Consider the following 23,045-nt stretch of genomic DNA (forward strand, 5'->3'; position numbering starts at 1 on the left):
CCCTTAAAAAGGGGGGAACGAAAAAAAGTCCCCCTTTTTAAGGGGGATTTAGGGGGATCAAACGCAGACGGGGCCAACATTTGAACGTTATGTATAAGCAGTAGCCCTCAGGAGAGGGCTTTTGGCTCTTTTCTCCTGCGGGAGAAGGGCTGGGGATGAGGGTGCTCCCTGGCGAGCCATGGGAATCTGCAAAAGTGGGATGCACCCTCTTAGGAGGCGATCGCAAGCAGGGAATCATTCAGGCGCGTTTGAAAGGGGCGACTTTCTTCGAGGAGATAGTCCCGGAAGGTTTCGGCGATCACCGATAGCTGTTTGGTCGCCAGATTTGCCACGTACCACTGCCGCTGGATCGGGAAATGGGCAACATTGAGCACGGTTAATTCGGGCATCCCTCCTTCGGCGGTGAGACTGTGGTAAGACAGCACAGAAATACCGAGGTTGCCGGCGATCGCCTGCTTGATTGCCTCATTACTCCCCAACTCCAACCGCACCGGCACAGAAATTCGATATTTGGCAAAGAGTTTCTGCACCGCTTGTCGCGTTCCTGACCCCTGTTCTCGCATAATGAACTGCTCCCCATTTAAGGCCTTGATCGGGATTTTTCGCCGCTGCGCCAAGGGATGATCCACATTGGCCACCACCACGAGGGGATTTTCTAAAAACGGGGCAGTGTGGAGATCAATCCCCTCCGGCGGTTGACTGAGGATATAGAGGTCATCCAGGTTATCGTGCATCCGCTGCTGCATATCGTGATGGTTCGTCACCTGAAGAGAAATATCAATATCCGGGTGAAGCTGACAAAACGACCCCAAGAGGCGAGGCACAAAATACTTGGCGGTGGTGATTGCTGTGATGCGGAGTTTACCTTGTTTTTTACCTTTTAAATCGGCCACCGTCATTTCAAAATTATCCAGACGGCCAAAGATATCTTGGCTGGTGGTTAAGAGTTCTTGTCCCGCATCGGTGAGGTAGAGGCGTTTGCCAATTTGTTCAAATAGGGGTAAGCCGATGGCGGTGGTGAGTTGTTTAATCTGACTCGACACCGTGGGCTGGGTAATCATCAACTCCTCGGCTGCACGGGTAAAGCTGCCATGGCGGGCCGTGGTTTCAAAAACTTTAAGCTGGTGCAAGGTGGCATGAATCACAGAGGTTTTCTCCTGCGGCGATCGCTAAAACATCAATCGCTAGAACATCAATCACTAAAAACATCAACAGCAAACACAGGGTTGATGGCCCATCCCTTGGCATTGGTGAGAGGGGATATCCCTCGCCTGACAACAGCAACGCCAGTGTTAACCCAGAAACCCCAATCCAGACAATCCAGACCCTAGACAGCCCAGAGAAATTTCGGGTTGGGCGTTTTGCTGCCTTTTTAAATATAGTCAAAAAACTATGTTAATTCAAATTAAATTGAATTAAATCTATGATCAAACAAGGGAGATTAGGCAGAATTATCACAGTGATTTGTGAACTTAAACGGTGCGATCGCACCTTCACCCCAGGGCCATCATTGTCTCGGCGTTGAACTCTAACCCCACAGATCCCCTAATCCCCATCGGAGGGATGCTGAATGGGAATCGTGATGATGAACTCTGTCCCTTGACCCGGTGTGGATTGGCAAACTAATTCTCCGTGGTGTCTTTCAGTAATGATTTTATAACTAATGGACAACCCTAAACCCGTACCTTTGCCCACCGGTTTGGTGGTGAAAAACTCATCAAATAAACGGGACTGAATCTCCGTGGGAATGCCGGGGCCATTGTCCGCCAAACTCAGCTCGACGTAATTTGGAGGATGCAGGGCAGTGGCGATTTTGATGATGCTAGGGTCGGCTTCTATCTCTGCATAGGTGCGATGTTGATCCCGTTCTTCGAGGGCATCGATCGCATTGCTGAGAATGTTCATCAACACTTGATTAAATTGCCCTGGATAGCCATCGATCGGGGGGATGTTGCTGTATTGTTTGATGATTTGGATGCCGGGGGATTCAGAACGGGGCTTGAGGCGATTTTGCAAAATGATCAGGGTGCTTTCAATGCCGTCATGGAGGTTCATTGACTTCACTTCGGTTTCATCCGTCCGGGAGAAATTCCGCAGCGAGGCGACAATTTCTTTGATGCGATCGGCCCCCATTTGCATGGATGAAAAAATTTGCGGCAGATCATCAACGAGAAACTCTAGATCCATGGCTTCGGCTTCTTCAACAATGTCGGCGTGGGGCTGGGGATAGCCTTTTTGGTAGAGGGCCAGGAGATTGAGGATGTCGTTAACGTAGTCTTCGGCGTGCCGGAGATTGCCGTAGATGAAGTTGACGGGGTTGTTGATTTCGTGGGCGACTCCGGCGAGCAGTTGCCCTAAGCTCGACATTTTTTCGTTTTGGATCAGGTGGGATTGGGTGCGTTGGAGTTCGCGCTGGAGTTTTTCGAGTTCGAGGGGGGAGACTTGGGGCGGCTGGGGCGCGTCGGGGTGCTTGCGATCGCTAATATCCATCAACACCCCCGCCAGGTGGGACACTTCCCCGGTTTCCGTGCGCAGGGGTTGGCCTTGGGCGTAGATGTAGCGGATGCTCTGGTCGGGGCGGAGGATGCGAAATTCGAGGCTGTAGGGATCTTCGCGATAGATGGTGTTGTAGAGGGTGGTGTAGAAACGTTGGCGATCGTCGGGGTGGATGTGTTGGGCTTGCTCGTCAAAGCTGGGGGGGGTTTGCTCGATGGGAAGGCCATAGATCCGAAAGATTTCGTCACTCCAGGTGACGCGACCGGTGAGAATATTCCATTCCCAACTCCCCACATGGGCGATTTTTTGGGCGGCAAGCCAGTTGGCTTCACTCTGGGCGAGGGCCTGCTCAACAGCTTTGCGATCGCTCACATCATGGCCTTCCGGCAGTAAATAGAGCACCTGCCCCCGTTCATCGGTGATCGGCGTGATCGAAAAACTCAGGGTTTTCACCTCATCCCCGCGATAGACGGTGATATCCCGCTGCACCCATTCCCCATTAGCTGCCTTGGCGATCGCCCCCTTCAACTTCGCCTGCATCGACACCGACATCTCCCACCACGGCACATCCCAAAACAGCATCCCCACCAAGGATTCCCGTTGTAGTCGCGCCCAAACGAGGGTGGTATTATTCACCTCCAAAATCCGGCCATCGGGACTCAGGAGCGCCATCAGTTGCACCGAATGATCGAGGATCATCCGGAGATTTTCATAATATTGCTGTTGGCGGAGTTCGCGCCGTTTTTGCTGGGTTAATGCCATCCCACACCAGATTACTCCGGCGATCGCCCCCGTTTCATCGCGCCAGGGGGAACTCTCCCACTGTACCCAGGCGCGTTTCCCACTCGCCAAGGTCACCACTTCGCCATCACTACTCTCGTGGCTGCCGTTCAAACTGCGTTGCAGCACCGCCGTCCAATGCTCCGGGAGGGAGGGGACTAATTGCGCGAAGGCGACACCCTGCACCGCTTGATCGGAATCAAGGCCGTACAATTTGCGCCACCGCTCACTGGCGACCACACAACAAAGATTTCGATCAAAAATGGCGATCGCTGTGGGGGATTGTTCAATCCAGAGGTGACTAAGGGGAGTCGAAGCAGCAGACTGGGCCATTAGTTAACTGGGCAGGTCTATTTCAGTTTAGCGTGGGAATGATCCCAGGTCAGTTCAGGGTAAACCGTGGGATCATCGCGCCCCTCCCCAGGCTGAGGGGCGGGGAGAGGGGGTTACCATCAGACCCCCTTAACGCACAAATTTGGGCATCACATCCGCTGCGGTTAACAACCCGGTCATGCCGCGTCGGTTCAGGTCTATTCCGGCTTTGAGATACCCAAAGGCGGGGCCGCAGACATTGGCGGCCATGCTGGTTTCATCGCCGAGGGTGAAGGTGTGGGTGGAGATTTTCCCTTCAAAGGTGCGGCCGGTGATCTGGACGTTGGTGCTGAGGGGTTTTTTGGCGTTGCGCGTATCGACGATGCCGCCGACGGTGACGCGATCGCGATCGCAAATCCCCGCCAACTCCAGCATAATATCGTCGGCATGCTCCATATTTTCCAACGACAACACCCCATGCATTCGGTCTAAGAGAGCTTCCACATCAGCATCACTCATCGCCTGGGCTTTTTCCACCGTAAAACCGGGCATGTGGGCAATATCTTCCCGGATCGTCGCCCGATACGCTTCCCAATTGGCAATCCCCACGCCGAAGGTGATTTTGACCTGATGCACCTCGGCGTAACTTTGGGCCGCCACCACCGCCGCAGCGGTGAGGAGTCCAGGGGTTGCGCCGCAACCAGTTAAATAGGTGATCCCGGCCTGTTGGAAGCGATCGCCCATGGCAATCAACTGCTCCATCGCACTCGTCCGCTTCAGAGCATCGACTAAAACGCCACGCCACCCCGCCGCTAAAAACTGCTCCGCCACCGTCGCCATAAAGGTATTCGGCAAATTCGGCAACGCCAAAAAATACCCATCCACATCCGCCGCTGCGATCAGTTCAGCAATACTCGCCTGGCTCAAAACACCGCCCGCTTCCAGATACCCAACGGAGCCTTGGTTTTGATACACCGCACAACAGTCTGACACAGCTAATCCTGCCGGATCGTAGGCGTAGCCTTGTTTATCGGCAACGGCCACCAGACGCATTTCCTGCTTGGCGTTGAGTAGTTGGGCGGCAGCTTGGCCCAGCCCGCCAAATCCTAAAAGTCCAACCTTAATCATTTCAGCCTCCTATGCTGTACAACCGATCTCCTATTATCCCCTCTGCGCTTGTCTTCCTGGCCACTTTGATCACTAGTCTTAGCAAAACGCTGTCGGGCGACCCCAGCCTCACTTAAGTGTATTGAGATACACTTTCTTCCCTTAAGTTTCGTCACAATACGAGCAGGCGCAGACTATCCTGGATCATGCACAAATCGTGTCGTCCTCGTGGCGAATGTTCGCAATGAAACCAAAGATCATCGTCTATGGCTTGGGGCGAACCGGCTATCAGATTTTTCATCTTCTCCGTCAACAGGGGGCCGAAGTGGTGGGGGTGAGCGATCGCCCCGTCCCCGGTGAAAGCAGTGGCGAGATTATCCTAGGCGATCTCCGCAGTAACAGCACCCTCATGGCCGCTGGTTTACGCTTTGCCCATACCCTCGTCCTCACCAGTAACGACGATGCGATGAATCTCGAAATCGTGACGCGGGCCCGGATGATTAATTCCAAAATCCGGATCATCAATCGCATTTTCAACCACACCCTAGGGGAACGCCTCGATCAGACCCTCAGCAACCATGTCAGTATGAGCGTTGCGAAGCTGGCCGCACCGATTTTCACCTTCGCCGCCTTGGGCAGCAAGGCCATCGGTCAGTTGCAACTCTATGACCAAACCTGGCCAATCCATGAAGAAATCATTGACCGCGATCATCCCTGGTTGGGCCGTCGCCTCAGTGAACTGTGGGAAAGCCGCAGCCGGATGTTGATTTACTATCTGTCGGCCTGCGAAGACTACGACCTTGTGACAGCGGTGATCGAAGGGAAAACCCTCCAAGTGGGCGATCGCTTAATTATCGGCACTCAACCGACGATCCGATCCTCGCGGCGATCGCGCTTCAAAAAATTCATTAAAGCGATCGTCAGTCTGCGCAAGTTCAAAAACTACGGTCGTTCCGTGGCGATCGTCACCCTCGCCCTCCTCGCCACCATCGTCCTCGCCACCGCCACCTACCTCAGCGTCAACTTCAACACCTCCCCCGTCGATGCCCTCTACTTTTCCGTCGGCATGATTACCGGTGCTGGCGGTCAAGAACAAGTAGCAGAACAAGCCCCCGACGTGATCAAAGTCTTCACCGTGATCATGATGATCATCGGCGCAGGGGTGATCGGCATTTGCTACGCCCTGATTAATGACTTCATCCTCGGCAGCCAACTCCGTCAATTTTGGGCCGCTGCCCAAGTCCCCTACCGTCATCACTACATCGTTTGTGGCCTCGGCGGTGTGGGGTTTCGGATTGTGCAGCAACTGCTCCATCAGGGCTACGAAGTGGTCGTGCTCGAAAATGACCCCAACAATCGCTTTCTCCATTCGGCGCGATCGATGGGTATCCCGGTGATCATCGAAGATGCCAGCCTCGCCAGCACCCTCAACGCCGCCAACATTACCACCGCCGCCGCCCTCGTCGCCGCCACCAGCAGCGACATGGTCAACGTGGAAATCGCCCTCTGCGCCAAGGGAACCACCCCCAAACTCCCCGTCATCGTCCGCAACCACGACCCCCAGTTTTCCCTCTCCGTGCAGCAAGTGTTTGAGTTTGAAACGGTGCTCTGTCCCACGGAACTCGCCACCCCATCCTTTGCCGCTGCGGCCCTCGGTGGGCGAATTTTGGGCAATGGCATGACGGATGAATTGCTGTGGGTGGCGTTGGCCATGATGATCACCCCGTTACATCCTTTTTGTGGTCGGTTGGTGCGGGATGCGGCGCGGGATGCGGATTTTGTGCCCCTCTATGTGGAAACCCAAGGCCGCCACATCCATGGCTGGATGTTGCTCGAAACCGCATTACAAGCCAATGATGTGCTCTACCTGACAATGCCCGCCACGGGACTAGAGCAACTCTGGCGCAGTCAACCCCCAGAAGTATTGCTGCGTGAGGTTTAACCTCAACCCTAGGGCAGCGAGCTAGACGCTCGCACGACAGTAGATTTCAATCCCCGACGGACTGCTCCGAAATCCGTTCAGGTCAAACCCAAGATGGGTGGGGATGAATCTGCCGAACCCTGCCCCGCCAAGAACTTCAGTTCTTGGCTCAGAGCGAAAGTGGGCTGATGCCCACTGTGGAACCTGTGTGAACGGGTTTTCGCTCTGAGGCGGGGATTTCAATCCCCGACGGGGGGAACCGCTGCTTGGGTTATGTATATGGACAAATTCGTTAGGACAGGCAAGGGGCTTAAGCCCCTTGTTCCAGAGTCTCTGAATGTCCTAACTGCCCTGGCTAGTGCTATGTAAGCAGTAGTCTCTGGGGAGGGGGTTGGGTTAGTTATATTTCGCGAGGAAGCCGCCGAGATCGGTGGTGTAGCCTTTGCCCACGGCTTGGAATTGCCAACTGCCATCTTGGCGGTAGAGGCGACCGAATTCGAGCGAGGTTTCGGTGGAAAAGTCTTCGTCGAGTTCGTAGCGGGTGACTTCGGCTTCGGTGTTGGCATCGGCGATCCGGATGAAGGCGTTTTTGACTTGGCCGAAGTTTTGCGATCGCTGCACGGCCTCATGAATCGTCACCACAAAAATCATCTCTTCTATGGCTGCATCAACGCGGGCGAGGTTCACCTCAATGGTTTCATCATCGCCGGAGCCTTGGCCGGTGCGGTTGTCGCCGTAATGCTCCACCGCCCCATCGGGGGATTTGAGATTGTTATAGAAAATGAAATGCTGGTCGCTCACCAATTTGCCATTGGCCCCCAACAGAAAGACCGAGGTATCCAGGTCAAAGGCGCTTGTACTCGCGCTCACATCCCAACCCAGACCCACCCAGGCACTTTTCAAGCCCGGTGCAGCTTTCGCCAAGCTGATCCCCTGGCCTTTACTCAGATTAATTGTCATAACACGGACTCCGAAATGATGGTGCTTTCCCATTCTAATCAACCGATTTTGGTTCCCTGGAGCAGGGCCACAACCTGGCACAATGGAATTTCCTCTCAATCGCTCTAAACTCCCCATGGCTGCTGTGTTGCCCCCTGATGCGTTTATTGATCCCAGCGGTGCGAATGCGATCGCTGTTGAAACCCTCCTGCGCCAAGGCTTGGCATTGCTCCTCGACCAAGCCACCACCGCCGATCACCGCGACCTCGTGCCCGCCGCCTTGAACCTGGACGCGATCGCACCAATTCCCGACCAATCCATCCCCCTGGCCGACCTGCTCCCCACCCTAAAAACCCTCTGCGCCGCCTCGATGAATGCCGCCCATCCGGGCTATTTCGGCCACATGGATTCTCTGCCGACCACGGTGTCGATTGTGGGCGATGCGATCGCCGCTGCCTTGAATAACAACCTCCTCAGTGTGGAAATGTCCCCCCTGTTTTCGCGGCTGGAGCCGTTGGTGTTGCGCCAGATTGCCCAGATGTTCGGTCTGGGCGATCGCGCTGGGGGCGTTCTCGTCAGTGGCGGCACGTTGGCCAATCTTCACGCCCTGGCCGTGGCTCGGAACCGTGCCTTTCCCCAGGCAGTCACCCAGGGCATCGGCAACCATCGCCCCGTCCTCTTCGCCTCCGAACTGGCCCACACCTCAATCCAAAAAGCCGCGATGCTGCTGGGATTAGGCACAGAGGCGGTGATTCCCCTCGCCACCACCGATCGCGCCCACGTTCAGATTGAGGATCTCACCGCCAAACTCGCCGCCGCCCAGGCCGCCGGTCAAACCCCCTTCGCAATTGTCGGGATCGCGGGGACGACGGTGACGGGCAACATTGATCCCCTGCCGGAATTGGCGGCGATCGCCCGTGCTCATCAGCTTTGGTTTCATGTGGATGCCGCCTATGGCGGTGCGTTGATCTTCTCGCCCCAGGAATGCGATCGCCTCGCTGGGATTGAACAAGCCGATTCCGTCACCTTCAACCCCCAAAAATGGCTCTACGTCGCCAAAACCTGCGCCATGGTTCTCTTTCGTGACCTCAAAACCGCCCACGCCCAATTCCGCATCGCCGCCCCCTACATGCACCAAGACGAAGACTGGCCCAACCTCGGCGAAATCTCCGTGCAAGGCACTCGCCACGCCGATATTTTGAAACTCTGGCTCTCACTTCAGCACATCGGCCGCGCCGGTTACGCCGCCTTGATCAACGACAGCTACCCCCGCACCGCTGAATTCGCCGCCCAAATCCACGCCCGCCCCTACCTCACCCTCGCCAGCCCCCCAGAGATGAACATTCTCTGTTTTCGTGGCACACCGGACTGGCTCGCCCCGACCGCGTGGGACGCTTGGAACCGGGCCCTTCAGCACACCCTGCTCCAAACCGGGCGATTTTTCCTCTCCTTGCCCCACTACCAAGGAGCCGCTTGGCTCAAGGCGGTGTTATTGAATCCCTACACGGAGCGATCGCACATTCTCGACCTCTTCCAGCACATCGATCACTTTGCAGAAACCCACCGCTAAACCGCGACACCAGCCGCCACTTCCACACAAATCGTCACATTAAAAACGTCAGGACTCAGCAATAGCGAAGATTTACAAACCAATGAAACATTTAGTTTCAGATCCACCCCTTCCACTCACCATTAAACCCCATTTATTTCATACTAAATGTATAGAAATTCATGTGCGATCGAGTTGGTAATCAGTTTTCTGAATTAGGAGGACATTATGATGAAGCTCACGAAAATGCTGAACGAAATGGGTCAATTTTTGACGGAAGCGATCGGGCGTATCTTTATGCCTACGGATCAAGATTATCCAGAAATCGGGGTTCAACCCTTCACGGGTGATTTACGCCGGAAGGCCGTCAAAGCTGATTATTAAACTCTAGTCTGGCAACACACCTGAATCGGTGGGTTGAGGCGGCTTGCTAAATTGCAGTGATAGCCGATAGTGTAGCCGCCTAACCCAACAATAAAGCCTGATTTTAGCGGTGTTGTGACTATTGCGATTCAACTATAGCGATCCTCAATCAAGCGGAGATCAGATCTCCTCATCAACAAGGGGCTTAAGCCCCTTGCCTGTTCATGAATCAAATAGGATTGCTATATGCGAAGGGGAGTCATCATGGCTCCCCTTCATTGGGTTTAACGGTATTCATTCCATCGAAAATGCAAGCGTCTTCATTGTCCTGTGGGGGTGTTGTGTGGCAATGGTGCAGCAGGTTTTTAGAAAAGTCTCCGGATCAGAAGTCGGACGAGGGAAAGGGTGAAGTGGTAGATGCACCCTGATGAATCATTCTCGGCCAAAAAATTGGCCGAGAATTTTTTTTGGTTGGCTGCCCAGGAAAATTCAGGAAAACCGCCGCGACGGATTGCCCGACCTCAATTCAGTCCCCTAAGCCTATGTCATTCCCGACTGCGTGCCGGTGATCCGGTGCTGGGCTATCAAGGGAAGGGCGGTAGGTATCTTGGAGAAACCCAAAGGCTCGTTATCGATTCTATTGATCGGCATCAGTCCCTGGTCTGCGGCTCAACAAAAACAGAAGACCGTGTGCGACAATAGAACCACCGTCTCATCTTAAAGTTGGCTCTGTGGATACTGTTCGTACTGTTTCGGATACAAAACGAGATTTTTATACTTACCATACTCGTCCTATCAACTCGATCTATCGACGGGTGATCGAGGAATTGATGGTCGAGATGCATTTGCTGTCGGTGAATGTGAATTTCAACTACGACCCTATTTTTGCGCTGGGGGTCGTGACGGCCTATGAACGCTTTATGGCCGGTTATCAGCCTGAGCAGGATAAAGAATCTATTTTTCAAGCACTTTGTCGCTCAGTGGGGCGTGATCCCCAGCAGTTTCGCCACGATGCTGAACAGTTACGCGCCAATTGCAGCCCCGTCACGGTGGAGCAGTTGGCCAATTGGAGTAGTGCGTTAGCGTCGCAAGAGGGGGCGCAACTGCTTTATGAAACGTTGAAGGCGATCGCGTTTAATCAATTGTTCAAATATAGCCGCCTTTTTGGGATTGGCCTCTATAGTCTTGTGGAAGCGGCGAGCGAAACGGGTGAAGTCTCGCCAGATTTCGGCACGTTGAAAGAAATGGGAGAAGCTCTACATTTACCCATTGAGAAGCTCTCGAAGGATCTTGAACTGTATCGAAGTAACCTCGAAAAACTGGCGCAGGCCCGTGAGGTGCTTGATGATGTGATGGAAGCCGATCGCAAGAAGCGTCAACAGCGATCGCTGGAAAAAACCCAGCCGATGGACACCGCCGGTAGTTAAGGCCTGGCTTCATATGGTATGCTGAAAAGTGGCTCGGATCGATGCGATCGTAACGCCCAAATCTTGTCAGGACCGGAAGGTAGCAGCAATACGGGATGCTTATGGTAGGCGTAGACTCCGGGCCGCTTTTATGGTCATTTTTCAACACGGTTGCTCTGCTTCATCCCGCAACCTTAACCGAGTCCGGATCTGAAGATGGGTGAATCCTGGATCGGGTATCAGTGAGCCAGAGCTGGTTGACTGACAAAATTAGCCAGATCCCGGAAAGCCCTCACCCTAGCCCTCTCCCTAGGGAGAGGGAACTGGAAAAATGGATCGGCTCCCCTCGCCCTCTGGGAGAGGGGTTGGGGGTGAGGGCTATCAACTGTTGTCAGTCAACCAAGAGCCAGAGGCTCACACTCGTTTTTGCATGAACCTCTGGCATTTTTAGGCGTGATCGTGGCTGTGATACGCGCCAGCCTCTGGATAAAAGGGGGCTGTTTCTGCCGTGACCGTCGCCCCTAGATGGTCGAGCATTTGCGCGAGGACAGGATCGGGGCTGAATCTGAGGTGGTCGGCGGTCACTTCAAGGGGGACATGGCGATTGCCCAAGTGATAGGCTGCCCGCAGCAATGTGGTGGGGTCGGGAGCGGTGACCGTCAACACGGGTTCGGGCTGGGCTGTGATCTGGACAATCTCACCGCTTTCGGCTTCGAGGTAGTCTCCGGCTTGGAGTCCGGTTCCCCGTGGGAGGGCGAGGGTGAGGGTGATGGGGCCGACTGTGAAGTGATGGCGGGTGCGGGTGCGATCGCCCGCTGTCAGGGGCAAAATTTGGGTTGGCCCTTGATGAGGCGGGCAATGGGGTAACCGCCGGATCAGTTTAAGCGATCGAGGTTCAGCCATGAATCAGCGTCCTTAACGGCGGCAAGCATCACTAAATTCCGGTTGACGGCACAACTGCTCCATTTGAGAGCGAATTTGGCCGCGCACTTGGGCATTGCCTTGCGCCAAGCGCGTGATCTCGTTAAATCGCCGGTTGGTTAAGCCATAGCTTTCCACAATGCGGGCGGCTCGGCTGCAATATTCTTGGGCAATGTTGCCGCCCGGTAAGCCACTGAAAACCGATGAGCAAACAATATTAGGATTGCCGCCTGCATTGCGAATTTCCTGGGCAGCGGCGCGTCGATGGGGTTCCATGGCCAGAACTGCCTTAGCATATTTGGCAACCTCATCGGAGTTGGGGGGATTTTGGGCATAGGCTGCCGTGGTCAAAATGTGGGATGGACTTGCGGTGATATTCGGTGTGATGCCCATCACCGTGCTAGCCGTTGCTAAGAGGCTGATAAGCGCAAGGTTGCGCATTGAAACCCAAGGGAAAGTCGTCAATATACGAACCATAATCGCCAATTGTCACAGTTGAAATGAATGGTAGTGCGAGAAAGTCTTACACCTCCTATGAACTATTTTAAAAACTAAAGTTCCAACTGGGGTACTAATCGGGTAAAACCTTAAGACTTGATCAGGTTTATGTTGATCATTCTTCATGATATATAGCAATCCTATTTGATTCATGAACAGGCAAGGGGCTTAAGCCCCTTGTTGATGAGGAGATCAGATCTCCGATTGATTGAGGATCGCTATAGAGTCGATCGCTCAGCATACTGGGTGAGCAGGGGGCGGAGATTAATGGGGATCGAGGAGGATGAGTTGGGACTGGGCATTGAAGAGGTGGCGGCTCATGCCGAGGGTGATGGCGATCGCGGCCATGGCTTCGGCGCAGGCCACCATGAACAGGATCAGGAGTTGATAGGACGCGGCTTCGAGGGGGGGGGAGCCGCCGAGGACTTGGCCGGTGAACATGCCTGGTAGGGTGACGAGACCAACAACGGTCATGCGGTTGATCAGGGGGAGGAGACTGGCGCGGATCGCATCGCGGCGATAGGTGGCGATCGCTTGCTGGGGAGTCGCCCCTAAGCTGAGGTGGGTGAGGATTTCCACGGGGTTACGGCGCACCATGGTGAGGAGTCGTTCCCCGGCGATCGTGGCGGCGTTCATGGCATTGCCCAAGACCATCCCCGCCAAGGGAATAAAATACTGGGGACTGTACCAGGTGGGGGGTTGAATGATCACGATCAGGGCGTAGCTGAGGGTGAGGGCGGTGCTGGCGAAGAGACTAAGCCAGAGGGTGGGCAGGAGGTTGAAGCCGGGGGTGTCAATTTGGTTATGGGCGGTGATGGCGGCAATGGTGAGCATGGCGAGGGCGATCGCCACGACGCTCCAGGGTTGATTGAGGGCGAAGACGAGATCCAAGATCGCCCCGGCGGCCATGAGTTGCAAGATGGCCCGACCCGTGGCGATGAGGAGATTTTGGCTTAAGTCCAACCGTTGCCAGAGGGAGAGTGCGATCGCCCCCCCCATCAAGGCCAAGGCCAAGGCCAAATCGAGGAAGTCGAGGGGAATTACCGGCATCATGCGTGCATCAACTCCATGACAAAATTAGAATAATCTGATTAGATCAGTTAAAAATTTTGATGGCATTAAGCGCGTGAATACAATTCCCCCGTTAGACCTAACCCGGCAATACCAAACTTTAGACGCTGAAGTCGGTCAAGCCGTGATGGAAGTCCTGCGTTCCGGTCGCTATATTGGCGGGGCCACTGTCGCTGCCTTTGAAACTGACTTTGCCCACTATATCGGAACCCAGCAGGCGGTGGGCTGCAACTCCGGCACCGATGCCCTCTATCTTGCCCTCCGCGCCCTCAACATTGGCCCCGGTGATGAGGTGATTACCACGCCCTTTACGTTCATTGCCACGGCGGAAGTGATTTCCGTCGTCGGGGCCACGCCGGTATTTGTCGATATTCAGCCCGATTCGTTTAACCTCGACCCGGACAAGATCGCCGCCGCGATTACCCCGCGCACGAAAGCGATTATGCCGGTGCATTTGTTCGGTTGCCCCGTGGAGATGACGGCGGTGATGGCGATCGCCCAAGCCCACGGTATCCCGGTGATTGAAGACTGTGCCCAAGCCACGGGGGCGCAATGGCAGGGGCAGAAGGTGGGCAGCATTGGCCATGTGGGCTGTTTTAGTTTTTTTCCGACGAAGAATCTAGGGGCCTGTGGCGATGGGGGGGCGATCGCTACCAATGATCCGGAACTGTCGCAACTGTTTTTGCAACTGCGCGAACATGGCCAATCCGAACGCTACATCCACACCAAAACGGGGGTGAATAGTCGCCTTGATGCACTTCAGGCGGCGATCTTGACGATTAAGCTGCGGTATTTGGATCAGTGGAATCAGGGGCGCGATCGCGTCGCGCAACGCTACGCGGAGATCCTGCCCACCTTGCCCGATCTCGTTTGTCCCACCATCCCGGCCGGAGGGCAAACGGTGTGGAATCAATACACGGTGCGGATTAAAAGTGCAGATGGAACGGGGGCTGAGCGCGATCGCGTCCGGGCCGCCCTCCAAGAACGGGGCATCAGTTCGATGATCTACTACCCTCGTCCGCTCCATTTACAACCCGTGTATGAATCCTTGGGCTATCAGCCGGGAGACCTTCCCCAGGCCGAACGAGCCGCCCTAGAAGTCTTGTCCCTGCCCATGTTCCCGGAACTCACCGCCGAGGAGCAAGACCAGATTGCCTATGGGCTTAACGCTGCGTTTGCCGTCCACCAGGCGATGCCGTAGGGTTGGACGGGATTATTCACAGCGGTGCGATGGACGACGCGGATTTTATACTGACCGCTGCGGGGAATGGCACAAAAGAGGTGTTCAACGCTGTCAATGGCACTCACCGACGAGCAGACACTATCGGCCAGATCATCACTTTCAGCGGGTAACAGGTAAAGATCGAGATTATTTAAACCGCGATCGCTAAACGATTCACCACTATCAAACACCTCATTACCATTACTGTCGTTAAGCTCCACATGGCGATTCCAAGTGAGGGTAACGGCGGCGTATTTCCCAGCGGGTAGGGTCTCGGTGAGCAGATAATCCTGAGGGTTATTCGCCTCCACTTGGCCATAGTTCCAGCCCCGCGCCGGCACTGGCCCCGGTTGCCACTGGCCGCCGCTGAGTTGTTGATAGGCGCGAAAGGCATTGAGTTGACCCGCCCCCAGTTGAATATCCAGGGGCACAGCGGGATCATTGGCCGCATCGCCGCCAAACCAGCTTTGATGATTTTTACCCAAGACCGTGCGCGTTTGCCCTAGGTACGACCCATCCCCTGGATCTTGGACTTTATCGGCGGCGTTGAGTAACACCGCTTTCATCACTTCACTGCGACGCACATCCAGACTAAACCGCCCGGCATTGAGTTCGCGATCGCCATACTCCTGCAACACCGCCACCGTCCCCACCACATGGGGAGCCGCAAAACTCGTCCCCGACACCGGACGCACATCCCCCGCCTCGTCATACATCGCAATCCGACTACCGGGAGCCACCAAGCTAATCGAGCGGCGCAAATCCGCATTAATTTCCCGCCGGATCAAGGTGCGCCCAATCCCTTCCGGTAATGCACTCAAATTAGAAAAATCCAGTTTCCGAAATAGTCCGTCAAATTGTCCCGAAGAGGCCACCGTCACCCCATTAAAATGATCCGTCGGGATCGCAATTCCCCCCGATCCCTGATTGCCTGCCACCACGTAGAGTGTGTTATGGACTCGTGCCGACCAATCAATACAGCGGGTCAGCAAGGCTTGGCCATCGAGCACGGGATTCTCGCGGGGGTCGCGATCGAGGGGTTCGCCAAAGCTGAAGTTAATCGCCCGCACATCATCGTTGTTCTGCCGGGCCACATGTTGCGCCGCGAGACATTGCCGCGTCTGACCATCGCGAGCGGATGACCCCACCGCAGAGGCATAGAGTTGCGCCCCTGGAGCCACCCCCCGCAGGCGTTTATCCTGGCTCACCATCACCGTAGCGACCATGGTGGCATGGGCATCTACATGGGCATTGGCCGCCGCAACGGTATCCCGGTAAAACACCCCTGCCACATCCAGGAAACGCAGTTCTGATGCGCGTTTGTCGCGACCAAACTGAATCGGTCGGCCAATTTCCACTTGGCCAATGCCAATTTTGCGCCCGATCAGGTTGTAGGGAGCGGCATGGAGACGACGGACATCAATGCCGCGATCGCCCGTCGATTCATCCAGGGCAGCGGTGGGGAGCGCCAAACCAACGGTGAAGAGGCTGCCGAGCAGCCAAGGCAAAGACTGTTTGATCATATTGGGGTTTAAACGTTGGGCCGAGCTTGAGGGTTGAAGGGTTTGACGGCCTATTTTAACGGGGATATTTACACGGTGGCCGAAGGGCCCACTTTCGCAGATCAGCAAAACCCAGTCAACACCGGGCGTGGGAGCCTCTGGCTCACTCATCCCCGCTCTAGACTCGCCCTTTGGGTGATCAGCGATCGCTCAATTCGTCAGCACCCAGGTATCTTTACTGCCGCCCCCTTGGGACGAATTCACCACCAGCGATCCTTTTTTCAAGGCCACACGGGTTAAGCCGCCGGGATGCACATGAATATCATCGCCGCGATGGAGAATATAGGGGCGCAGATCCACATGACGACCTTCGATACTGTTGTCGATCAACGTCGGGACGCGGGAGAGGCAGAGGGTGGGCTGGGCGATGTAGTTGCGGGGGTTGGCTTTGATTTTCTCGGCGAATTCCGCCCGTTCTTCGGCGGTGGATTGGGTTCCCACCAGCATCCCGTAGCCGCCCGCCTCGTTGGCCGCCTTCACCACCAATTCTGCTAAATGATCGAGGACATAGGCGCGATCGCTCTCCCGCCAGCAGAGATAGGTCGGCACATTGGACAGCAGCGGCTCCTCGTTGAGGTAATAGCGAATCATCGCCGGCACATAGGCATAGACCACCTTATCATCCGCCACCCCTGTACCCGGCGCATTGGCCAACGCCACCCGCCCTTCGCGGTACACCTCCATCAACCCCGGCACACCCAGCATCGAATCAGCGCGGAACGTTTGCGGGTCGATAAACTCATCATCCAAGCGGCGATAGATCACATCAATGCGGCGTAGTCCTTTCGTCGTGCGCATTTGTAAATAGCCATCCACCACCACAAGATCGCGCCCTTCTACCAACTCCACCCCCATCTGTTGGGCGAGGAAGGAATGCTCATAATAGGCCGAGTTATAGATCCCCGGTGTCAGCACCACAACGGTGGGGGTTTGCAATTGCGGCGGCGCGAGATTCAGCAGCGTTTCTAACAAATGGCTGGGGTAATCATCCACGGGTTGGATCGCCATGGTTTGGAAAATATTCGGGAACGTACTCTTCATCACCCGCCGATTTTCCAGCACGTAGGACACCCCAGAAGGGACGCGCAAATTATCTTCAAGGACGTACCATTGGCCATCGCGATCGCGCACCAAATCCGTCCCCGTAATATGACACCAAATATCCTGGGGCGGCTTTAACCCCACACAGGGCTTGAGAAAACCAGGAGCCGACTCCACAACCTCGCGGGGTACAGTGCCATCCTGGAGAATCCGTTGCTCCCCGTAAATATCCGCCAGAAACAGATTCAACGCCCTGATCCGTTGCTGCAAGCCCTGGGCGAGCCATTGCCAATCTTGAGCCGCAATGATCCGGGGAATAATATCAAAGGGAAACACCCGCTCCACGCCCTGATTATCGCTGTAAACATTGAACGTGACCCCCAGCTTAAACAAGGCAATCTGAGCCGTTTTTTGATGTTGTTCAAGTTCTTGGGGACTGAGTTTTTGCATCCAATCAATCAGGGGAGCCGCCGAAGGGCGCGGCGTTCCGGATGCTTCAAACAATTCATCGTAAAACCGGTCAGCTTGGGGATCGTACTGGTCCATAGTCACAAAACGGTAGGGAGGGTCAAAAACCCAATGCCCTTTTAGCTTTAGGGAAAGCCACCCAGATTTTTGTAGCCCAGGCTACAGGGATTTGATTGCCGTTCCCACGCCCAATAAAATGATAGGATTGCATTTGCTGTCTAGGTTAAGGGTTAGGGCATGGCCGAAACACTGTTTTTTAATGCGTTACGGGAAGCAACCGACGAAGAAATGGCGCGGGATGAAACCGTGTTCGTACTCGGTGAGGACGTGGGACAGTACGGTGGGTCGTATAAAGTCACGAAAGGTCTGTACGAAAAATATGGCGAACTCCGGGTGCTGGACACCCCGATCGCAGAAAATAGCTTTAGTGGAATGGCAGTGGGTGCGGCGATGACTGGCCTGCGTCCCATCATTGAGGGGATGAACATGGGGTTCCTCCTGCTCGCCTTCAACCAAATCGCCAACAACGCCGGGATGCTACGCTACACCTCCGGCGGTAACTTTAAAATTCCGGTGGTGATCCGGGGGCCGGGCGGGGTCGGGCGACAATTGGGCGCGGAACATTCCCAACGCCTTGAGGCCTATTTCCATGCCGTGCCGGGGCTGAAAATTGTGGCCTGTTCCACCCCTTACAATGCCAAGGGCTTGCTGAAGGCGGCGATTCGGGATGAAAACCCGGTGCTCTTTTTTGAGCATGTGTTGCTCTATAACCTGAAAGAGCAGTTACCGGATCATGAATATATTTGTGCGCTGGACAAGGCGGAATTGGTGCGGCCGGGTAGTGATGTGACGATCCTCACCTATTCGCGGATGCGTCACCACTGTATCCAAGCGATGAAGTTAATTGAAAAAGACGGCCTTGGGTATGACCCGGAAATCATTGATCTGATTTCGTTAAAGCCCTTTGATATGGAAGCGATCGCAGCTTCCGTGCGCAAAACCCATAAGGTGATCATCGTTGAAGAATGTATGAAGACCGGTGGGATTGCCGCTGAACTCAGTGCGCTGATCAACGAACAGCTTTTTGATGAACTCGATGCCCCCGTCATGCGGTTGTCCTCCCAGGACATTCCCACCCCCTATAACGGTATGCTCGAACACCTTACGATTATTCAACCGCCGCAAATCGTCGAAGCGGTGAAAAATCTGATGACATTGCAGGTTTAGTCTCTGATGCAGAAACAAAGTCTCACCTTTGCCACGATTATGGGCCTCGTGTTGGCAGCGATCGCCATCTTGGTCATCCTCCCGATTAACCAAGGGCTAGACCTCAAAGGCGGTGCTCGTCTCACCCTCCAAGTGCAGCCCACCGAAGCGATCACCGCAATCACCCCAGAAAACCTCACCGATGCCAAAACGGTGATCGAAAACCGAGTGAATGGGTTAGGAGTCTCCGAACCGCTGATCCAAACGGTGAACCCCGATAAAATTGTCGTGCAGTTGCCGGGGGTGAGCAGCACTGAGCAGGCCGAACAGGTGTTAGGTGAGACGGCGCAACTGGAATTCCGGGCCCAAAAACCCGGCACCGAGGGACAGGTACAGGTGGAATCCCAACTCCAAGCCATCGCCCAAGGAACCCTCGACACCTTGAGCAGTGATCCCGAAGCCACCCCCGCAGACATTGCCCAAGCGCGGCAAGATTTAGCCCAGGCCAATGCAGCGATCGCTGACCTTTTTGAAGACAGCGACTTCACGGGGGAATATCTCACCAACGCCGTTGCCGCTCCCCTCAATACCGGTGGCGATCAATGGCAAGTGGAAATTACCTTCAATGAACGGGGCGGCCAAATGTTCGCCGACCTGACCAAAGCCGTGGCCGGAACCGGTCGCGGTTTGGGGATCTTCCTCGATAATGTGCTGATCAGTTCTCCCCGCGTTGATGCTCAATATGCCGAAACCGGGATCACCGGAGGACGCGCCTCGATTAGCGGCAGTTTTGACCTGGAAAGCGCCACCAACCTCGCGATTCAACTGCGCGGCGGGGCGTTACCTTTCCCCATTGAACTGGTGGAAAATCGCACCATTGGCGCAACCTTGGGGCGCGACAGTGTGAATCGGAGCCTGATCGCGGGGATTTCCGGTCTGGTGTTGGTGTTGATTTTTATGGTGGTATATTACCGATTGCCGGGGGCGTTGGCCGATGTGTCGCTGGTGATTTATACCATTTTGACCCTGGCTTGCTACGCCTTGATTGGCGTGACCCTGACGCTGCCGGGGATTGCTGGGTTTATCCTCAGTATTGGGATGGCGGTGGATGCCAATGTCTTGATCTTTGAACGAACGCGGGAGGAACTGCGATCGGGGAAAACCCTCTATCGTTCCGTGGAATCGGGGTTTTATCGGGCGTTTTCGAGCATCCTAGACAGTAATGTGACGACCCTGATTGCCTGTGGGGCGTTGTTTTGGTTGGGTTCGGGGTTGGTGAAGGGGTTTGCGCTCACTTTGGCGATCGGGGTGGGGGTGAGTATGTTTACGGCGCTGACCTGTAGCCGCACGCTGCTGTTGTTGGTGGTGCTGGGCGTGCCGGGGGTGCGACAACAGCCGGAACTCTTTTGCCCCAACTTACCCACGAATCCCGTCAATTAAAAGGCTGGGATCGGGATCGAGGAATTGATTATCGGGTTCTGTAGAAAAAGCAATGCGACTGAATATTATTAAGCAGCGGCGACTCTGGTGGGGGATTTCCTTGGGTGTGATCGCCCTCAGCCTGGTTGCCATGGCAATCTCGTTTCAACAATTTGGCTCCCCCATTCGTCCCGGTCTCGATTTTGTCGGGGGAACCCGCATCCAACTGACCCTAGACTGCGCGACCACCGAAACCTGTGCGGACCCCATTGATGTGTCCACGGTGCGGGAGGCGATCGCACCTCTTGGCCTGGAAAATAGCGCCATCCAAGTCGTAGAAGACTACACCCTCTCGATTCGGAGTAATACCCTCTCGGTTAATGACCGCACGAATGTGATCAACCGCCTCACGAGCGCGATCGGGGCCTTTGATCTGAGCACGATTCAAGTGGATACGGTGGGGCCCACGGTGGGGGCTGAACTGCTCACCGCCGGGGTGCGGGCCTTGTTAGCATCCTTTTTTGGGATTGTTGTCTACCTCAGTTTTCGGTTCCGGTTTGACTATGCTGTATTTGCGATCGTTGCCCTGTTTCACGATGTCCTGATCACAGCGGGGGTGTTTGCGTTTCTGGGGTTCACCACCGGCAACGAGATCGACAGCTTGTTTTTGGTTGCCCTGCTCACGATTATTGGGTTTTCCGTCAATGATACGGTGGTGATCTACGATCGCATCCGCGAAATTGATGAGGCCAGCGAACCCGGAACCTCCATTGATGTGGTGGTGGATCAAGCGGTCAATCAAACCCTGACCCGTTCGATTAACACCAGTTTGACGACGATTTTGCCCCTCGTGGCGATTTTTCTCTTCGGCGGTCAGACGCTGCAATATTTCGCCTTTGCGTTGATCGTCGGCTTCCTTGCTGGGGTCTATTCGAGTATTTTCATCGCCAGCACCCTCCTCGCTTGGTGGCGTGAGCGCCAGGAAATCCCCGCCGACGATGAGCCGATCGCCGCCTCACTCTCCGATGAAGCGTGAATCCCATGGCCCTGTCCCCTGACCAAGAACAACGCCTCCAGCGTCTCCATCGCCTCACGGTGTACGGGCGTTGGGGCGTGGTGGTAGTGTCGTGGGCGGTGCTTGCTCCCCTGGCCCTGTGGGGAATGCGGGAACAATTGGCCCTGTTGCAGGATTACTTTACCTGGGCAGGACTGCGCTATGGCTTGATCTTCTATCCCTGGAGTGCGATCGCCCTCAGTTTTTGTGTCGCCATCACCGCCAGTGTCCTCGTCTGGCAAAGTCGTAATATTCTCTTTGGTTTACCCCAGCGCGAACGTCAACGCCTTTCAAAAAAACTGGCCGCCATTGAGCGCCAAGGCCAACAGCATCCCCTCTGGCGCTGGATTCATCAGACCCCGCCCTAATCTAGCCATGAAACCTAAATTCAAAACCCGCCAAGCGTGGGAGCAAGCCCAAACCCTGATGCAACCCACCTTCATTCGCGTTGTGGATCAACTCCGCCAACGGGTGGACGAATCACCCTGGGAGGGGGAATACGAAGATGTGGAAGAACCGTTACCGGGCTTTCAATTGCGACTTCAGCAGGGCGATCGCACCCATGTTTTGAATCTGTGGGACTTGTGTTTTCAAGTCTGTTGTTTGAACTATCCCGCGCCCCACAGCATCGATGCAGACCCAGAAGTAGACCTTGACCTGCAACTTTTGGATGCAGCGGGAGAAGTGGAATGGAACCGCCTGGATGAGAAGGTGCGCCAGGTGTTGGCGACCACCTTTGCCGCCCTAGAATCCTCGCTTTAACGTTTTCAATGCCGCTAAAATAAACGCAACGTTATCCCTTGTTCCATGACCCTGATTCATTCTGAAACGTGGCATACCTGGGTGGATCTGATCTGCACCGTTCTTTTCCTCTGCACGGTGATTTTGGCGTTCTGGTTCGCCTCACGGATGGATTAATGCAGCCCTCCCCTCACCTCGCCGCCTTGATTTTAGCCGGGGGTCAAAGCACCCGGATGGGAACCGACAAAGCCCGGCAACAGTGGCGCGGCGTTCCCCTCCTGCGACAGGTATACGATCGCATCTCCCCCCTGGCCGCCCCGGTCTATTGCCTCACCCCTTGGCCGGAGCGGTATGCTGACCTCTTGCCCTCAACCTGTATCTTTTTACCGGAACCCCAACCGGGCCAAGGGCCCGCTGTGGCCTTGGGGAATGCGATCGCTCAACTCACACCGCCACCGCCTTGGCTCCTCGTCACCGCCTGCGATCTCCCCTGCCTAAACCCGACCCTCTTACAAACTTGGGCGGATCAACTCCCCCCCCTACCGCCTGACATCCTCGCCGCAATTCCGTACCATGCAGACACCGCAGGCTGGGAACCCCTCTGCGGTTTCTATCGCGGCACGATCGGCCCAACCCTACAGGCCTATCTTGCCCAAGGGGGGCGATCGCTTCAGGGGTTGCTCGCTCCCATTCCCGTCCAGCCCTTGCCCATTGCGAAGGGCGATCGCGCCAGTTTTCACAACTGCAACACCCCCCAAGATCTCAAAATCTCCCCCGACTCACATCGGCAGAGATTCAAACGAGATGCATTGATTATCCCCCCTAGGGAGTAGGGCTGATTCATTGTAGTGAGAGTAAAACCTCCTCCAGCCGATTGGCAAAAAATCGCTTCGCATTGGCAATGGATTTCAGCCCTATCCGGCGAGCCGCAGTGATTAAGAAATTGCGAATCGTTGAGTAATTAGCCGC

The 23,045-nt window shown here is 55.2% G+C and carries 21 protein-coding genes and 1 other RNA gene; 13 read left to right on the plus strand and 9 right to left on the minus strand.

Features of this window, described 5'->3' with window-relative positions; all coding sequences use genetic code 11:
* Positions 1 to 209: 209 nt before the first annotated feature.
* From PN477_RS17760 to bioU, 3 genes are all read right to left on the minus strand, one after another.
* Positions 210 to 1,145, minus strand: coding sequence for a LysR family transcriptional regulator (locus tag PN477_RS17760; protein ID WP_272121017.1), 936 nt, complete (start codon positions 1,143 to 1,145; stop codon positions 210 to 212).
* Between the two features lie 400 nt (positions 1,146 to 1,545).
* Positions 1,546 to 3,609: a PAS domain-containing protein gene (locus tag PN477_RS17765; RefSeq protein WP_272121019.1), complete on the minus strand. Its 2,064-nt coding sequence runs from the start codon at positions 3,607 to 3,609 to the stop codon at positions 1,546 to 1,548.
* Positions 3,610 to 3,738: 129 nt separating this feature from the next.
* The gene (gene bioU / locus PN477_RS17770; RefSeq protein ID WP_272121021.1) at positions 3,739 to 4,716 is read right to left on the minus strand and encodes a (S)-8-amino-7-oxononanoate synthase BioU; all 978 of its coding nucleotides are present in this window, start codon (positions 4,714 to 4,716) and stop codon (positions 3,739 to 3,741) included.
* Between the two features lie 223 nt (positions 4,717 to 4,939).
* Here bioU and PN477_RS17775 point away from each other — a divergent pair, with 223 nt between their 5' ends.
* Positions 4,940 to 6,637: a potassium channel family protein gene (locus PN477_RS17775; RefSeq protein ID WP_272121023.1), complete on the plus strand. Its 1,698-nt coding sequence runs from the start codon at positions 4,940 to 4,942 to the stop codon at positions 6,635 to 6,637.
* Positions 6,638 to 7,012: 375 nt separating this feature from the next.
* Here PN477_RS17775 and PN477_RS17780 read toward each other — a convergent pair whose 3' ends face one another.
* Entirely contained in the window at positions 7,013 to 7,576 is a 564-nt protein-coding gene (locus PN477_RS17780; protein WP_272121025.1) for a TerD family protein, read from the minus strand.
* A 115-nt stretch (positions 7,577 to 7,691) separates the two neighbouring features.
* On the opposite strand from PN477_RS17780, the gene PN477_RS17785 reads away from it, so the two are divergent.
* The 4 genes from PN477_RS17785 (at position 7,692) to ffs (ending at position 11,021) form a co-directional block, all read left to right on the plus strand.
* Positions 7,692 to 9,125: a pyridoxal phosphate-dependent decarboxylase family protein gene (locus PN477_RS17785; protein ID WP_272147514.1), complete on the plus strand. Its 1,434-nt coding sequence runs from the start codon at positions 7,692 to 7,694 to the stop codon at positions 9,123 to 9,125.
* Between the two features lie 207 nt (positions 9,126 to 9,332).
* Positions 9,333 to 9,488 (plus strand): hypothetical protein, encoded by a 156-nt coding sequence (locus PN477_RS17790; RefSeq protein ID WP_175551021.1) that lies wholly within the window; start codon positions 9,333 to 9,335, stop codon positions 9,486 to 9,488.
* A 710-nt stretch (positions 9,489 to 10,198) separates the two neighbouring features.
* Positions 10,199 to 10,894 carry a photosystem II biogenesis protein Psp29 gene (gene psb29 / locus PN477_RS17795; protein ID WP_272121028.1) on the plus strand — a complete coding sequence of 232 codons (696 nt, stop codon included), beginning with the start codon at positions 10,199 to 10,201 and terminating at the stop codon, positions 10,892 to 10,894.
* A 30-nt stretch (positions 10,895 to 10,924) separates the two neighbouring features.
* An RNA gene (ffs, locus tag PN477_RS17800) (signal recognition particle sRNA small type) lies at positions 10,925 to 11,021 on the plus strand.
* 299 nt (positions 11,022 to 11,320) lie between these two features.
* Here ffs and ureE read toward each other — a convergent pair.
* From ureE to PN477_RS17815, 3 genes are all read right to left on the minus strand, one after another.
* Positions 11,321 to 11,776 (minus strand): urease accessory protein UreE, encoded by a 456-nt coding sequence (ureE, locus tag PN477_RS17805; protein WP_272121029.1) that lies wholly within the window; start codon positions 11,774 to 11,776, stop codon positions 11,321 to 11,323.
* A 12-nt stretch (positions 11,777 to 11,788) separates the two neighbouring features.
* The gene (locus PN477_RS17810; protein ID WP_272121031.1) at positions 11,789 to 12,235 is read right to left on the minus strand and encodes a DUF4168 domain-containing protein; all 447 of its coding nucleotides are present in this window, start codon (positions 12,233 to 12,235) and stop codon (positions 11,789 to 11,791) included.
* A 321-nt stretch (positions 12,236 to 12,556) separates the two neighbouring features.
* A complete protein-coding gene (locus PN477_RS17815; protein WP_272121034.1) occupies positions 12,557 to 13,345 on the minus strand; it encodes an ABC transporter permease in 789 nt (262 codons plus the stop codon).
* A 73-nt stretch (positions 13,346 to 13,418) separates the two neighbouring features.
* Here PN477_RS17815 and PN477_RS17820 point away from each other — a divergent pair, with 73 nt between their 5' ends.
* Positions 13,419 to 14,564: a DegT/DnrJ/EryC1/StrS family aminotransferase gene (locus PN477_RS17820; RefSeq protein ID WP_272121036.1), complete on the plus strand. Its 1,146-nt coding sequence runs from the start codon at positions 13,419 to 13,421 to the stop codon at positions 14,562 to 14,564.
* Here the strand turns inward: PN477_RS17820 and PN477_RS17825 are convergent.
* Entirely contained in the window at positions 14,519 to 16,108 is a 1,590-nt protein-coding gene (locus tag PN477_RS17825) for a S8 family serine peptidase (protein WP_272121038.1), read from the minus strand. The two genes, PN477_RS17820 and PN477_RS17825, sit on opposite strands and share 46 nt — an antisense overlap.
* A 189-nt stretch (positions 16,109 to 16,297) precedes the next feature.
* The gene (locus PN477_RS17830) at positions 16,298 to 17,734 is read right to left on the minus strand and encodes a circularly permuted type 2 ATP-grasp protein (protein WP_272121040.1); all 1,437 of its coding nucleotides are present in this window, start codon (positions 17,732 to 17,734) and stop codon (positions 16,298 to 16,300) included.
* 159 nt (positions 17,735 to 17,893) lie between these two features.
* On the opposite strand from PN477_RS17830, the gene PN477_RS17835 reads away from it, so the two are divergent.
* From PN477_RS17835 to PN477_RS17860, 7 genes are read left to right on the plus strand one after another with little or no spacing between them, the layout of a single operon-like run.
* On the plus strand, positions 17,894 to 18,883 hold the full coding sequence (locus PN477_RS17835; RefSeq protein WP_272121042.1) for an alpha-ketoacid dehydrogenase subunit beta: 990 nt from the start codon (positions 17,894 to 17,896) through the stop codon (positions 18,881 to 18,883).
* A gap of 6 nt (positions 18,884 to 18,889) precedes the next feature.
* The gene (gene secD, locus PN477_RS17840; RefSeq protein WP_272121045.1) at positions 18,890 to 20,302 is read left to right on the plus strand and encodes a protein translocase subunit SecD; all 1,413 of its coding nucleotides are present in this window, start codon (positions 18,890 to 18,892) and stop codon (positions 20,300 to 20,302) included.
* Positions 20,303 to 20,354: 52 nt separating this feature from the next.
* Positions 20,355 to 21,317 carry a protein translocase subunit SecF gene (gene secF, locus PN477_RS17845; protein ID WP_272121047.1) on the plus strand — a complete coding sequence of 321 codons (963 nt, stop codon included), beginning with the start codon at positions 20,355 to 20,357 and terminating at the stop codon, positions 21,315 to 21,317.
* A 5-nt stretch (positions 21,318 to 21,322) separates the two neighbouring features.
* On the plus strand, positions 21,323 to 21,703 hold the full coding sequence (locus tag PN477_RS17850) for a hypothetical protein (RefSeq protein ID WP_272121049.1): 381 nt from the start codon (positions 21,323 to 21,325) through the stop codon (positions 21,701 to 21,703).
* Positions 21,704 to 21,710: 7 nt separating this feature from the next.
* Positions 21,711 to 22,097 carry a hypothetical protein gene (locus PN477_RS17855; RefSeq protein ID WP_272121051.1) on the plus strand — a complete coding sequence of 129 codons (387 nt, stop codon included), beginning with the start codon at positions 21,711 to 21,713 and terminating at the stop codon, positions 22,095 to 22,097.
* A gap of 45 nt (positions 22,098 to 22,142) precedes the next feature.
* Positions 22,143 to 22,253 (plus strand): delta-aminolevulinic acid dehydratase, encoded by a 111-nt coding sequence (locus PN477_RS20955; protein ID WP_139276568.1) that lies wholly within the window; start codon positions 22,143 to 22,145, stop codon positions 22,251 to 22,253.
* The gene (locus tag PN477_RS17860) at positions 22,253 to 22,909 is read left to right on the plus strand and encodes a molybdenum cofactor guanylyltransferase (protein WP_272121053.1); all 657 of its coding nucleotides are present in this window, start codon (positions 22,253 to 22,255) and stop codon (positions 22,907 to 22,909) included. The genes PN477_RS20955 and PN477_RS17860 overlap by 1 nt, the downstream gene beginning before the upstream one ends.
* Positions 22,910 to 23,045: the final 136 nt, after the last annotated feature.

The sequence above is a fragment of the Spirulina subsalsa CS-330 genome (genome assembly GCF_028330765.1).
Taxonomy (GTDB): Bacteria; Cyanobacteriota; Cyanobacteriia; order Cyanobacteriales; family Spirulinaceae; genus Spirulina; species Spirulina subsalsa_A.